We start from the raw sequence: 15142 nt of genomic DNA, 5'->3' as shown, positions 1-15142 counted from the left end.
TTGTCACTTTTTGTATACCATGCAATAAATTGCACGGTACGCAATTTATTGCATGCTATTTTTTGCATGGTCATACTTTTCTAGCTTGTAATATAAATTTCGAACGGAAATTCCTAACGCTTTTGCAGTTTGCGTTTTATTCCCATCAAATCTCTCCAAATATTCATGAATAATATTCCCTTCAAACTCTGTCACTAAATGTTCAAGTGGCTTTTCTTCTAATTCAGGTAATAAATAAGATTGCTTTGACTCCACCTGCTCTTCGTTATGTAATGGCGGTAAATGGTGTACATCAATATAGGTCTCGTTATAATTCATAAAGATAATAGCTCTTCCCAGAATATTTTCAAGTTCCCTCACATTCCCTGGCCATTCGTATGATTGTAAATATAAAATGGCTGAATCAGTGAGCCCTTCTACATTACGACCGTAATCTTGATTAATTTTTTGAATCAATCTGTCCGCAATTGTCGGTATATCTCCTTTACGTTGACGAAGAGATGGAATTTGAATTGGGATTTTATTTAATCGATAATATAAATCCTCCCTAAACTTCCCTTCTAGAATAGCCTTTTCTAAATTCACATGCGTCGCTGCAATTACTCGAACATTAATAGGTATCGCTTTCGTTCCACCAACTTTTACAATTTCTTTTTCCTGCAGTACACGAAGGAGTTTCGCTTGTGTATTTGCAGATAACTCCCCTATTTCATCTAAAAAAATACTACCGTTATTTGCTTCCTCAAAGAACCCACGTTTCCCGCCTCTTTTCGCTCCAGAAAACGCCCCTTCCTCATAACCAAATAATTCACTTTCTAACAACGTCTCCGAAATGGCCGCACAGTTTACACGGACGAACTTATTGTATTTTCGATTACTTCCATTATGGATTGCATGTGCAAACAATTCTTTACCAGTCCCAGATTCACCGCGTAACAGTACTGTTGCTGGTGTATTTGCTCCTAGCTTCGCCTGTTCGATAGCTGCCGTTGTTTCATCTGAATTCCCGACAATATCATCAAATGAATATTTCGCTTCTAATGTGCGAATAATTTGCCTTGCTCTATTCAATTCATTTGTTAACTTTTGAATTTCCGACACGTCACGGATAACGCCGACGCTTCCTTTCAATATTCCATCCACAATGACTGGTGCCACGTTTACAATTACATCGCGCTTTTTTTGCCCAATCTTCATATGTATTCCGCGCACCGCACGACGCGTTCGAAGTACTTTCATATGCATACTTTCGCCTTCTACAATATCAGTTGTAGCAGGCTTCCCAATAATATCTTCTTCTGTTAAACCCGTTAATTTCGTATATGCCGGGTTAATGACTAAACCTCTTCCTTTTTCATCCACAACCGAAATTGCTTCTTCAGATGAGTTAATAATTGCCTCTAATAGTGTTTGAATTTCCTTTAAATCTGTAACTTCTTCCGCTAAATCTACAACTTCTGTTATATCTTTAAAAATTGCAAATGCCCCTTGTACCTCTCCGCCCTCTTTTAATATCGGTATACGCGTTGTAATAATTTTCTTTCCATTCTCTAATGTTAGTTCATAATTTACTTCTATTTGTTTCGTACGTATAATGCGAAGTAATTTACTAGTTGGAATGACTTCTAAAATATATTTTCCTATCGCCTCTTCTTTTTTATATCCGATAATACGCTCTGCACTTTTATTAAAAAGACGAACTTGTCCCTCTCGATCAATTACGATCATGCCATCATGTGTAGAATTTAAAATTAATTCTCCTTGTTGCGTTTGTTCCTCTAATCGCCCAATTAGCCCTTCCTTCTCATGCGCTAATCCTGTAACAATTTTTGCGATATCACCTGGTATAAGAAGAGTGTCTTTTTTCTTTTTTTCCAATAAAACCTTATGCACATCATCTTCACCTGTCATATCAAATATTACATCAATATGCATAGAAAGAAATGGAGTTACACTTTCTCCAATTGCAATCCCGTATTCCTTAGCAATTTGTAGTCCTTTTGCCAACGGATTTATATCAATAATCCCTATAATTTGAAATATATTCGAACTTTGTAACAGATTCAGCAGTGCGCTCCCGCCTTCACCTGCACCAACAATTAATACTTTTTGTTTCATATATCCCACTTCCTCTCGAAGTAACTCTGCAAATTTTTTCACACTTTTATCTTACTCGTTCAGCACCCTCTTGACAAACCCCCTTTCCCTATAACATCATTAAAATATACGAAATAATCTGAAAAGGAGCGTTATGTATGCAGCGTTACGTTGCTCTACTATTAGCACTCATCCCTATTTCATTAGCTGTGTTTGGTATAAAGTTAATGAGAGATACTGTATTCGGGATTCTATTTCCACCAATCTCTATACTGTGGTTACAATTTTTAATCGGCGCTCTCTGCTTCGGGCTCGGGTTTTATATCTTCGGTGGCTTCGTCTTGCACCGAGACCGTAAACGAAATAAAGTACAAGCTCGCTTTAGAAGATAGGAATGCCCCACTATTTATAAATAAAAAAATGAGACCGTTACACGCGGTCTCATTTTTTTATTGGCATTAACGTTCTTGCCGTTTCAGGGTAATCAGTAATAATCGCCGATATATTCATATCAAAATATTTACGCATAAGCGTTTCTTCATTAATTGTATAAGGGCGAACCTCTACACCACTTTCCATCGTTAGTTCGGCAATAGCATCTTGAAGGTAACGATAATTCGGATGTACTGCTGTAGCCCCCATTTTTTTCGCGTATGCCCACGGACTATGCAAACCTTCGCGATATAAAATTGCTGTTTGAATATCAGGAGCCATCATATGGCACCGTTTCATACTGTAGTGATTAAACGAAGAAAATATAACACGATCCTCTAGACTAAATTTCCGCACAAGCGTTATAACTTCTTCCTCTAAACCTCTGTATGGAATTTTATTATTTTTAAGTTCAATATTAAGTAGCAAACTCGTTTGTGCAAGCCATTCTAATACCTCTTCTAAAAGTGGTATTTTACAAAAACCTACTTTATCACCAAATTTATAACTTGCATCTAACTTGCATAAGTCCTCATATACATAATTCCGAACCGCGCCTTTTCCATTTGTTGTCCGGTCCACCGTTTCATCATGAATGACGACAACTTTTCCATCTTTCGTTAATTGAACATCAAGTTCAATTCCATCCGCTCTAAAAGACTCAGCCGCTTCAAATGAAATCATTGTATTTTCTGGGTACGTTCCAGCCGCACCACGATGTGCAAATATAAGAGTCATCCTCACTCCCCCAATCTTATGCTATACTATACGAAAAAGGAGGTACTTCTATGAGACCATTACAAATCTCTCCAGATACTGCAGTCCGCTTATCAAAAGCACTAGGTGTTCCACTTGAACAACTCATGCATATGCCGCAGCACATTTTAATTCAAAAGCTAGTTGAATTAGAAAAACAAAATAAAGACGAAGAATAATACAGTCCTGTTTTGCAGGACTTTTTATTATTTTCTATTATATCACGGATGCCTTTCCTACTAAAATCCTTTAACAGATGTACTACGATGTGATTTAGCCGTTCCTTCATCATTTAATAATGAATCACATCTTTTCTTTTTTTGTTACACGTCATAAAGAAAGCAGACTATTTATTTATAAGTCCCCATTGCGTTCTAAAAACACGATCATAAAAAAACTAGAAGCCCTTTATATTATTTTTTATTGAACGTGCGGAGCATCCCCTGATTCGTATAGTTCTTTCGCTTTTCCCTCCCCGAATGTAGTTAAAATATAATGTTGCTCTTCTAACGCATCCATTGCTCTAGTTACTTTACAAACGCTATCTTCTTGAGCATCCGAGAAATAATTGTGATTTTCTACAATTTTACTAAAATCTTTTTTCGCCCATCTATCAGCAATTGCTAAAAGTTCATTTTTCTTCGTAAAGCTACTCTTATTTATAATTTCTTTTAATTTTTTAGCATTACTTTGAATCATTGGGATAGAGCCCGATTTTCGTTCTTCCACCACTTTTTGATGAGTCATGCGATGCATCGCTGTAATGACTTCGCTTTCAGTAGAATTTTCAGTAACATACACATCAACAAAGACCCCATCCACCTCTCTACCTACTATTGTTTGGTCTTCTTTTTTATCTATTTGAGCGCTCACTTCTTTATCTACTGGATTATCTGCAAGTTCTAACATTCCAAATGTAACTGCAATAGCAAGAACTCCCATAGCTGCTACTATTCCTAGCCAAGTTGAAATTTTATTTTCCATTCCCCTTCTCCCTATCTATATCTATTTTATTGCCTTATAAAAAACTCACTTACATGTAATATTACTGAAAATAGGTTTTATTTTCCACACTATCAAATAATCTCTTTTTCTCAACAAAATAAAAAGACCAACGAATTATAACATTCATTGGTCTTTCATTAAAAAGTTTATTGGCTTTAAATTTGATATCGAGTATCAATTTCAAGAATTATTAAGCTTTACTAAAGCTTAAATCCCTTACTACTTTTACTCTCAACTAGCTTTATGTTCAAGTCTCAGCTTATCCGCAACCATTGCGATAAACTCAGAGTTCGTAGGTTTTGCTTTTGACATGGATACTGTATAACCGAATAAGGACGAAATAGAATCAATATTCCCACGGCTCCAAGCTACTTCAATTGCGTGACGAATTGCGCGCTCCACACGGCTTGCTGTGGTATTATATTTCTTTGCGATATCTGGATACAATACTTTCGTAATCGATCCTAATAATTCGATATCATTGTATACCATGGAGATTGCTTCTCGTAAATACATATATCCTTTAATATGAGCGGGTACACCAATTTCATGAATGATACTCGTAATACTCGCATCTAAGTTTTTCGGTTTTCCATCTACTGTTGTTGCTGATCGGAATGATGGTAGTGGACGCTTAATCATAGCGTTTGCTTTACCACTCACTTGACGAATATGACTCGTTAAATTCTCCATATCAAATGGTTTTAATATGAAATATGAGGCACCTAAGTCAACTGCTTTTTTCGTCACATCTTCTTGCCCGAATGCTGTCAACATAATTACGCTAGGCTGTTTTAACCTTTCAATATGTCGCATTTTTTCCAATACAGCTAAACCATCTAAGTGTGGCATAATAATGTCTAAAACGAGTACATCAGGTTGCTTATCTGTTAATAAGTTTAAACACTCTTGACCATTATAAGCAGTACCGATTACTTCCATATCATCTTGAGCGGCTACATAGCTCTCTAACATTGATACTAATTCTTTATTATCATCCACAAGACATACTTTAATTTTCTCCACAGCTTTTCCTCCCTTACCGAATCGATTCTCCGACATGTGTATCCTTCTAGGCTACATGAATTGTTCGACAATTGTGTGAAAATTCCCTTTTAAAGTTTCTTACTTTCCGATAAAATCACAAAAAAATATGTTTATCGTTCATTTATTCCCTTTCGCAACACATTCCATCATAGAAATACAACGAAACGTTCAACCCTTTCCTTTTATTTTACAACAAAAAACACCTCTTGCGGAGCTTTTACAAAATTTCAACGAATTTTTCAACAGAAAAAGCGAGCTAATAATATATATTAGCTCGCTTTTTTCTCTTGATCATAAATATTAATTCCAGCTTGATGTAACATCCATTCAATATGAACACCATATCCTGATGTTGGATCATTTACAAATACGTGTGTAACAGCACCAATTACTTTTCCATTTTGTACAATTGGACTTCCACTCATTCCCTGTACGATACCGCCCGTTTTCGCTAATAGACGTTTATCTGTTACTTTTATTACCATACCCTTTGTGGCTGGGAATTTTTGTTGCACTGTACTAACAACTTCAATATCAAACGCTTCTACTTTATCTTGATCAATAACTGTTAATATTTTTGCCGGTCCTTCTTTTACTTGATGAGATAATGCGATAGGCATCGCTTTATCCATTATACCATTTTTCATATTCGTATTTAATTTTCCAAAAATACCATATGGACTATTAATTGTAATATTGCCAATCACTTCACGGTCTGGTGAGAATCTTGCTAATTTCTCCCCTGGATTCCCATGACTACCTCTTTCAATTGATGTAACTGTCGAGCGCATAATTTGTCCATCTTCGACTTGAATCGGCTTTTTCGTATCATTATCAGAAATAACATGACCAAGTGCCCCATATTTCATAGAATCTGGATGAACAAATGTCATCGTTCCAATTCCAGCTGCCGAATCACGGATATACAAGCCAATTCGATAAGACGATTCACCGTTGTCTTTTTGTGGAGTTAGCTTCGTACGAATATATTTTCCATCTCTTAACAATACAAGATTAAGCGGTTCACCTGTTTCTCCACTATTATGAATAAACGGTGCTACATCACTCATTCTTTCAATTGTTTTACCATTAATTTCAGTAATCATATCTCCAATTTGTACACCTGCTATTTCACCAGGAGATATTTTACCTTTTTCAGTTTGAATTAAATGATGGCCTACAACAAGTACACCTTTTGTATTTAATTTCACACCAATTGATTGTCCACCTGGAATCACTTTAAAATCTTTTAACACTTTCACATTTACTTTTTTCACTGGAAAACCAGCAAGCTGAAATACCATATCAGCTTCACCATTTTGATGAGAATTTACCATAAGTCCTTGTTTTTGTTCATTCGAACTCACTGTAAATACATGACGATTTGTGGATGAAGCTTTGAAAACTGGTAATGATGATATTTCTGATTGTTGTCCTTCAAAAACAACAAGTTGTTTCGGTGATGAAATAAACGTTCGAAGCGGTTTAAAACATCCAATAAAAACTAAAGAAACAAGGAGACAAAGACCTATTATTTTTCGAAATTTTTCTAATTTCAACTTGTTCACTCTCCTCGCTCCTACCCCACATTCAGCCTCTTGGCTTCACTTTTTAATCTCTCCTTGCAGTGCTTTATTTATAACCGGAAGAATTAAGAAATCGTCATTTGAGAAAAAAAGCTATCCATTACTGGATAGCCTCTGCTGTCTGTTTAAAATGATGTGCTTGCGTAAGTAATTCTTTCGCATGCTCCGTCGTTAAATCTGTGATTTCCACACCAGAAATCATTCGAGCTATTTCTGTTACTTTATCCTCCATAGTTAAAACAGTAACTGATGTAATTGTCCGATCATTCGCTACTTGTTTTCGAATAAATAAATGTGAATCTGCCATTGAAGCTACTTGAGGTAAGTGCGTAATACAAAGTACTTGCGAGTTTACTGATACTCGATAAATTTTTTCCGCAATAGCCTGCGCGACCCGGCCACTTACACCCGTATCCACTTCATCAAAAATAACAGATGCAACTCCTTGATGCTTAGAAAAAATGCTTTTTAAAGCTAAAATGATACGAGATAACTCTCCGCCAGAAGCAACCTTTGAAAGTGGTTTTAGCGGCTCTCCTGGGTTCGTTGAAATATAAAATTCCACATGATCGTAACCATCCGCCGTAAGTCTTACCGGCGCACCTTCCACAAGGGGCTCTTCTGCATTTCCTTCTCTCTTCATAATTCTCACTTCAAATTTCGTTTTTTCCATATATAATTCTTTTAATTCCTGATGAATTGCATTTGTAAGGTGTTCTGCAAGTTCATGACGCATATTACTTAACAACGTTGCTTCTTTCAGAATAACACTTTCTAATTCCTTCAACTGTTTCTTCGTCGTTTCAATATGAACGTCTTTATTTTCAATCGTAAAAATTTCCTGTTCAATTTTATCAGCATACGCTAAAATCTCTTCTACAGTATTTCCATATTTTCTCTTTAGCATACGAATTTCATTCAAACGTGTTTCGATTTCATCTAAACGATTTGGATCATATTCCATCATATCGAGCTTTTCTCTCAGTTGATAGGCAACCTCTTCTAATAAGTAATAGCTATTTGCAATTGAATCATGATTTTCCTGATACACTTCATCTAAATGTGTAATACTTTCCATTTGCCCCATTGCACTTCTTACATTATCTAACCCTTGTCCGTCGGCACTTAACGAACGATATGCATCACCTAACGCTTTATAAATCTTTTCAAAATTAGAAATTTGCAATCGTTCCTCAGTTAATTCATTTTCTTCATCCATCTTTAAATCCGCCTTGCGAATTTCTTCATGCTGAAATTGAATTAAATCTAAGCGATGTGCCATTTGTTGCTCATTTTCACTTAACGATTTCAATTGTTTTTTTAATTTTTCATAGTCAGCGTATACGTTTTGATATATGTCTAATTGTTTAACGATTCGATCCCCATCAAAGTGATCAAGCATAAACAGATGTCGTTCTTCATTCATTAAATCTTGCGTTTCGTGCTGTCCATGAATATCAACAAGTGTTTTCCCAATTTCTTTTAATATGCTAAGTGTAACAAGCTTCCCATTTACACGACATACACTCTTCCCGTTCGCAGCAATATCACGCTTTAAAATAATCATGCCATCTTCTATTTCTATATCTAACTCTTCTGCCTTTTCAATACATGGATGCTTCTCATCTTCAACATAAAATAGCCCTTCAATCTCAGCCTTTTCTGTTCCATATCGAACAAATTCTGCTGACCCACGGCCACCTACAAGTAAACTAATTGCATCAATAATAATCGATTTTCCGGCCCCTGTTTCACCGCTTAAAACCGTTAAACCTTTTTGAAAAGAAATATTTAATGCTTCAATAATAGCAAAGTTTCTAATCGATAATTCCGATAACAATGCCCCATTCACCTCGTTATAAAATAATCCCTTACTAAAGGATTTTCTCAGTTCTTCATTCAAATAATCATGCTATATATTTGTATGTATATACTCTTCTAACCCGCTTCATTGTACCAAACATTTGTTTTACGGGTCAATCCATCTATTTTCTAACTTTATGCAAACAAAATATTATATTACAATTGAAAATTCATATTTTTAACCAATAAAAATATCTTGTTCACTTTCCACTTTACGATGGAAAGCAAACAAGATTTTTTGTTACAACATATTTAAGAAACGATCAGAGACAACACCTGTATCGTCAGGTGTACGGCAAATAATTAAGCAAGTATCATCACCACAGATGGTTCCGATGATCTCATCCCACTCTAAATGATCAATAAGTGCTCCAAGTGAATGAGCGTTACCAGGCAATGTTTTTAGCACAAGCATATGTCCTGCCGTGTCTAATTTTACAAATGAATCCACTAGATTTCGTTTTAATTTTTGTAACGGGTTAAATCGTTGATCTGCTGGCAAGCTATATTTATAGCGCCCATCATGTAATGGCACCTTCACTAAGTGCAGTTCTTTAATATCGCGCGATACTGTTGCTTGCGTTACATTAAATCCCTCATTACGTAAAATATCAACTAATTCATCTTGTGTTTCAATTTCTTTGTTTGCAATAATTTCCCTGATTTTAATATGGCGCTGACCTTTATTCATACATTTGCACCTCACACTATCTCTTACCATAGTTTAAACATTGGTATACTTCACTTATTTATGTTAACTTATAATTCGTTTCTTGTACACAATTGTTTTTACAATCATTATACAATTACAGCAAAAAGAGGAACAACATATGTTATTCCCCTTTCCCTTTTTGTTTTAGAACTTCATGCGCTTCTGTAACAACTTGCTCTATAGAAATCGGAGAATGATTTTCGCCATTCTCACGTTCACCATGCCATTTCAGATGAATTAAAAATTCAATATTACCATCCCCACCCGTAATTGGTGAGAATGTTAAACCTTCCACATCATAGCCTTCTTTTAAAGCAAACTCGACAATCATTTCTACAACAGCTTCATGTACTTTTCTATCGCGAACGATACCTTTTTTCCCAACTTGCTCTCTTCCAGCTTCAAACTGCGGTTTAATTAACGCTGCTACATCTCCGTTAGGCATAAGCATTGTTTTTAAAACTGGCAGTATAAGCTTTAATGATATAAATGAAACATCAATACTTGCAAATTGAGGTAAACCACGTTCTAAGTCTGCTGGTGTCACGTAACGGAAGTTTGTTCGTTCCATTACAACAACACGCTCATCTTGACGTAATTTCCACGCTAGTTGATTGTATCCTACATCTAATGCATAAGATAATTTCGCTCCATTTTGAAGCGCGCAATCTGTAAAGCCACCAGTTGATGAACCAATATCTATCATAACTTTATCTTGTAAATCAAGATGAAATGTCTCTAATGCCTTTTCAAGTTTATAACCACCACGACTTACATACGGCATAACTTGTCCCTTCACCGTAATCTCAGTATCTTGCGAGATTTTCTCTCCTGGCTTATCAAGTCTCATCTCATTCGCATATACGAGTCCGGCCATAATGGCGCGCTTTGCTTTCTCACGCGTTTCTATAAGTCCTCGCTCTACTAATAGTACATCTACTCTTTCTTTTTTTACGCTCATTTGTTACGCCCTTTTTTGTTTTGATGGAATCATTGTATGAATACGGTCTACAACAGCATCTGTCGTTAAACCAATTTCTTCTAATAATTTTGTTACACTCCCGTGCTCTATGAAGCGATCTGGAATACCCATTCGTTCAACTAATGCACTATGGTAACCATTTTCAGATGCAAATTCAACTACTCCTGTTCCAAAACCACCGATTAAACAAGCTTCTTCAATCGTTAAAATCGGTATATTCTTTCCTAGAAGATCATGTAAATATGCTTCATCCATTGGTTTAATAAAGCGAGCATTCACTACTTTCACTGAAACCCCAGCTTTTTCAAGACGCTCAGCTGCTTCCATTGCCATTGGTATTGTCGTACCAAACGTTAAAATAGCTGCTTGTGTACCCTCTTTTAACGTCTCCCACGTACCGATTGGAATCGCCTTTAATTCTTCATCCATATGAACGCCAAGTCCATTACCGCGCGCATAACGCAATGCGATTGGTCCATCTTCATATTGCATCGCCGTATAAACTAAATGTTGCCCTTCATTTTCATCTTTCGGCATCATAAGCACCATATTCGGCAAGTGACGTAAGAATGAGATATCAAATACGCCTTGATGCGTTTCACCATCTGCTCCTACTAATCCCGAACGATCTATTCCGATGAAAACATTTAAATTTTGGCGGCATATATCATGAACAACTTGGTCATATGCTCTTTGTAAAAATGTTGAATAAATCGCTAAGAATGGCTTCATTCCTTGCGTTGCCATACCTGCTGCCATTGTTGTAGCATGCTGTTCTGCAATACCTACATCAATCATACGATCTGGGAATTCTTTTTGGAATTTCTCAAGTTTTGATCCAACAGGCATTGCAGGTGTAATTGCTACGATACGCTCATCTGCTCTCGCTAGCTTAAGTACTGTTTCACTAACGACAGCACTCCATGCTGGTGCAACTTCTTTCGGCTTAACGAAGTCACCTGATTCAATTTTATAAGGTCCTGTTCCATGCCAAGTTCCAATAACGTCACTCTCAGCCGGTTTATAACCTTTTCCTTTTTTCGTAATAACGTGAACGAGTACTGGGCCTTTTGTTTTCTTTGCATATTGCAACGTTTCGAATAACTTTTCATAATCATGTCCATCGACTGGACCTAAATATGTAAAGCCTAACTCTTCGAAAAATACACCGGATACTAGTAAATATTTAAGACTATCTTTTATTTTCTCTGCTGTCGCAGCCACTTTCCCGCCAACTGCTGGGATTTTCTTTAATATATACTCTAATTCATCTTTTACCCAGTGATATTTTCCTGCAGTACGTAAACGACCGAGCACATTATGAAGCGCACCAACGTTTGGTGCAATTGACATTTCATTATCATTCAAAATAACAATCATGTCTGTTTTTTCATGTCCAATATGGTTCAATGCTTCTAAAGCCATTCCGCCTGTTAAAGCACCATCTCCAATAATTGGTATAACATATTCTTTCGTTTTCTTTAAATCACGTGCCAGAGCCATTCCCATTGCAGCCGATAACGAAGTCGAGCTATGACCAGTTTCCCATACATCGTGCTCACTCTCACAACGTTTCGGGAAACCACATAGACCTTGATATTGCCTTAATGTACCAAACTCTTTCGCGCGTCCAGTTAAAATTTTATGTACATAGGATTGATGTCCTACATCCCATAAAAATTTATCTTGCGGGCTATCAAATAATTTGTGCAGAGCAATTGTGAGTTCTACTACACCTAAATTAGGTGCAATATGTCCACCTGTTTGAGAGAGCTCTTCAATTAAAAACTTACGAATATCCTCACTCAATCCCTCTAGTTCACTGATAGACATATCTTTCAAAAAACTAGGGTTTTGAATTTGCGTTAGATCCACATGGATCACTCACTTTCATTTCATAATCTGTCAACATGTCAAATATTATAAAAAACATTTACACAAAACAAGAAATTCTCTTTTCTATTTTTCGTCTTGTCCCGCTATTAACCAGTCTATTGCGCCTTAATCCTATTATAAACCATATTTCTTTAGGCGATGAAAAAAATAGCCGCTAACACGAAGTGATAACGGCAATGTAATCTACATATATTTTTGCCAATAACAAGAAAAGAAAAACCTTTTCCTACATTTATATCATAAAATGATGAATGACTCAACAAATGAAAACGCTGTTATATTAGTTATTACGTTTTGCAATCAAATCGCAAATAGATAGTAAATATTCATCTTGTAATTGCAAGGAGCTAATCGCACCTTTTGCTTCTGCAATTGTTTCTTCTAAAATATCCTTTGCTCTATCTACAGTAAACAACGTCGTATATGTGCTCTTTTCATTAGAAAGATCGCTACCAATCGGTTTTCCAATCTCTTCTTCAGTTCCTTCGACATCTAAAATATCATCTCGAATTTGGAAAGCTAGACCGATATATTTGGCAAACGTAAGCAACTTTTCTTCTTGCTCTTCTGTCGCATCAGAAAGTATCGCACCCGCAAGTACAGCAAATTCAAGTAGTTTTCCGGTCTTATGTTTATGGATGTACTCCAATTCATCAATCGTAAGGCGTTTCCCTTCCGCTTCCATATCTGCCACTTGTCCGCCAACCATTCCTTCTGGTCCTGCTGCTTTTGCGAGTTCAAGTACAAGTCTTACTTTTTTTTCAGCAGAAATTTCTTTTTGCTCATATGCCATAATAACTTGAAAAGCGTATGTCAATAAGCCATCTCCTGCTAAAACTGCCATCGCTTCACCAAATACCTTGTGATTTGTGGGCTTTCCTCTTCTTAAATCATCATCATCCATACAAGGTAAATCATCATGAACTAACGAATATGTATGAATCATTTCAAGAGCACAAGCTGCACCTACTCCAAGATTTCTTTCTTTCCCAAACGCTTGTAATGTTGCAAACAAAAGTAACGGGCGGAGACGTTTTCCACCCGCTTCCAAAGAATATGCCATCGCTTCACGAAGTACATTTGGACATTGTAATCCATTTGCATAGCTTACAAGTTTTTCTTCTACGAAAGTTTTACTTTCTTTCAAAAAAGTATCAAAAGCAATCGTCACTATGCTTCATCTCCTAAAGCAGTAAACGGTTCAAGCTCTCCATCTTCCCCAAGAATAACTGCCATTTGTTCTTGTACATTCTTCAGCTTCTCATCACAAAGCTTAGATAATTCCATACCTTCTTTAAAATAAGAAATCGCTTCTTCTAAAGGTACGTCACCTTGTTCTAGCTTAGAAACAAGGTGCTCAAGTTGCGAAATTGCCTCTTCAAAGCTTAATTTATTTTCCATTATTCAATTCACGCTCCTCTATGCCTGATACGCTACAATCTAGTATTCCATCTTGTAATTGAACTGAAACAGCATCTCCAAGGCTTACATCTTTCACACTTTTTAACACTTGCTTCTCTTCATCATATACAAGCCCGTACCCTCTCATCATTACTTTAAGCGGACTTAACGCTTCAAGTTTTTGAGCAGCTCTTATAAAGGCAAATTCTTTCGTTTGAAGTAACGTTTGCATTTCACGTTGTAATTGCTTTTGCAACGTTTCCACAGCTACCTTCGTTTGCATAATTTTTTGAGATGGGTGGTGCTTCTCTAAATAAAATGAAAGTTGCTTTAACTGATTCACCTTTTTATCAATATAGCGCTCTTTCGCTAAAACAAGCTGTTCTAGCGCTCTATCTAATTGCTCTTCCTTTTGCTCATATACTTGTCTTGGATAACGGAACGCATACGATTTTTGCAACACTTGTAGTTTTTCTTCTTTTTTATGTACTAACTCTCTCATTGCTCTTTGCAATCTCAGAGTTCTTTGTAATACCTTTTCTTGTAACTCTATAATGTTAGGTGCTGCCAGCTCAGCTGCTGCGGTCGGTGTTGGCGCGCGTAAATCCGCAACAAAATCTGCGATTGTAAAATCCGTTTCATGGCCTACTGCCGAAATAATAGGGATTTCACTCTTAAAGATTGCTCTTGCAACCATTTCCTCATTGAAAGCCCATAATTCCTCAATAGAACCTCCACCACGACCAACGATTAGTACATCTATCTCTCCCATTTCATTCGCTGTACGAATCGCTTGTACAATCGAGGGAGCCGCTGACTCCCCTTGTACAAGTACCGGAAATACAATAACATTCCCAATTGGATAACGACGTTTAATCGTTGTTATAATATCACGAATCGCTGCTCCTGTTGGCGACGTAATCACACCTATTGTTTTAGCGTAAGGAGGAATCGCTTTTTTATAAACTTGAGAAAAAAGTCCTTCTTCTTCTAAACGAACTTTTAACTGTTCGTACGCTAAATGTAAATTTCCGACTCCGTCAGGCTGCATGTCTTGAATATAAATTTGATAAGAACCACTCGCCTCGTAAACAGAGATTTTCCCTTTCACGAGTACCTTCATCCCATTTTCCGGTTTGAATTTAATATTACGATTATGGCCCGCAAACATAACCGCTGCGATTCTTGCATTTTCATCTTTCAATGTAAAATACATGTGGCCACGGCTATGATTTTTAAAGTTGGAAATTTCACCTTTTAACCAAACAGACTGCAAATGCGGATCATATTCTATTTTTGTTTTTATATAGCGTGTTAACGCTGTAACGGTTAAATATTGCTTCTCCATTTCTCTCTCCTCATAGC

Annotated in this window: 14 protein-coding genes; 2 read left to right on the top strand and 12 right to left on the bottom strand. The window is 36.5% G+C overall.

All coding sequences use genetic code 11. The features are described from left to right. Positions 1–45: 45 nt before the first annotated feature. Entirely contained in the window at positions 46–2118 is a 2073-nt protein-coding gene (locus HMAS_RS03665; RefSeq protein ID WP_116344992.1) for a sigma 54-interacting transcriptional regulator, read from the bottom strand. Positions 2119–2255: 137 nt separating this feature from the next. Between HMAS_RS03665 and HMAS_RS03660 the strand changes: the two genes are divergently transcribed. Then, on the top strand, positions 2256–2489 hold the full coding sequence (locus HMAS_RS03660) for a DUF2627 domain-containing protein (RefSeq protein WP_001190211.1): 234 nt from the start codon (positions 2256–2258) through the stop codon (positions 2487–2489). Between the two features lie 49 nt (positions 2490–2538). Here the strand turns inward: HMAS_RS03660 and HMAS_RS03655 are convergent, their stop codons facing one another. After that, complete coding sequence (locus tag HMAS_RS03655) at positions 2539–3267, bottom strand: glycerophosphodiester phosphodiesterase (protein ID WP_000172575.1); 729 nt, start codon at positions 3265–3267, stop codon at positions 2539–2541. A gap of 50 nt (positions 3268–3317) precedes the next feature. On the opposite strand from HMAS_RS03655, the gene HMAS_RS03650 reads away from it, so the two are divergent. Continuing rightward, on the top strand, positions 3318–3464 hold the full coding sequence (locus HMAS_RS03650) for a YycC family protein (RefSeq protein ID WP_001247671.1): 147 nt from the start codon (positions 3318–3320) through the stop codon (positions 3462–3464). Between the two features lie 241 nt (positions 3465–3705). On the opposite strand, the gene HMAS_RS03645 is transcribed toward HMAS_RS03650, so the two are convergent. The 10 genes from HMAS_RS03645 to xseA all read right to left on the bottom strand — a co-directional run bounded on the left by HMAS_RS03645 (position 3706) and on the right by xseA (position 15125). Next, entirely contained in the window at positions 3706–4269 is a 564-nt protein-coding gene (locus HMAS_RS03645) for a PRK06770 family protein (RefSeq protein WP_044307231.1), read from the bottom strand. 252 nt (positions 4270–4521) lie between these two features. Continuing rightward, on the bottom strand, positions 4522–5316 hold the full coding sequence (gene spo0A, locus HMAS_RS03640; RefSeq protein ID WP_011110369.1) for a sporulation transcription factor Spo0A: 795 nt from the start codon (positions 5314–5316) through the stop codon (positions 4522–4524). Positions 5317–5606: 290 nt separating this feature from the next. Beyond that, positions 5607–6905, bottom strand: coding sequence for a SpoIVB peptidase (gene spoIVB, locus HMAS_RS03630; protein WP_002024767.1), 1299 nt, complete (start codon positions 6903–6905; stop codon positions 5607–5609). Between the two features lie 118 nt (positions 6906–7023). After that, a complete protein-coding gene (gene recN, locus HMAS_RS03625; protein ID WP_000947767.1) occupies positions 7024–8763 on the bottom strand; it encodes a DNA repair protein RecN in 1740 nt (579 codons plus the stop codon). A gap of 264 nt (positions 8764–9027) precedes the next feature. Continuing rightward, positions 9028–9477 carry an arginine repressor ArgR gene (gene argR / locus HMAS_RS03620; protein ID WP_001032580.1) on the bottom strand — a complete coding sequence of 150 codons (450 nt, stop codon included), beginning with the start codon at positions 9475–9477 and terminating at the stop codon, positions 9028–9030. 142 nt (positions 9478–9619) lie between these two features. Continuing rightward, complete coding sequence (locus HMAS_RS03615; RefSeq protein WP_000111875.1) at positions 9620–10459, bottom strand: TlyA family rRNA (cytidine-2'-O)-methyltransferase; 840 nt, start codon at positions 10457–10459, stop codon at positions 9620–9622. Positions 10460–10462: 3 nt separating this feature from the next. Continuing rightward, positions 10463–12355, bottom strand: coding sequence for a 1-deoxy-D-xylulose-5-phosphate synthase (dxs, locus tag HMAS_RS03610; RefSeq protein ID WP_000366452.1), 1893 nt, complete (start codon positions 12353–12355; stop codon positions 10463–10465). A 301-nt stretch (positions 12356–12656) separates the two neighbouring features. Continuing rightward, on the bottom strand, positions 12657–13547 hold the full coding sequence (gene ispA / locus HMAS_RS03605; RefSeq protein WP_000150380.1) for a (2E,6E)-farnesyl diphosphate synthase: 891 nt from the start codon (positions 13545–13547) through the stop codon (positions 12657–12659). After that, positions 13547–13777 carry an exodeoxyribonuclease VII small subunit gene (gene xseB / locus HMAS_RS03600; protein WP_000428423.1) on the bottom strand — a complete coding sequence of 77 codons (231 nt, stop codon included), beginning with the start codon at positions 13775–13777 and terminating at the stop codon, positions 13547–13549. Before xseB ends, ispA begins: the two co-directional genes overlap by 1 nt. Then, the gene (xseA, locus tag HMAS_RS03595; protein ID WP_044307233.1) at positions 13767–15125 is read right to left on the bottom strand and encodes an exodeoxyribonuclease VII large subunit; all 1359 of its coding nucleotides are present in this window, start codon (positions 15123–15125) and stop codon (positions 13767–13769) included. Before xseA ends, xseB begins: the two co-directional genes overlap by 11 nt. Positions 15126–15142: the final 17 nt, after the last annotated feature.

The sequence above is a fragment of the Bacillus sp. HMA207 genome (genome assembly GCF_003402455.1).
Lineage (GTDB): Bacteria > Bacillota > Bacilli > Bacillales > Bacillaceae_G > Bacillus_A > Bacillus_A cereus.
Note: the sequence above shows the minus strand (reverse complement) of the source record. Positions and strands in the feature narration are given on the sequence as shown.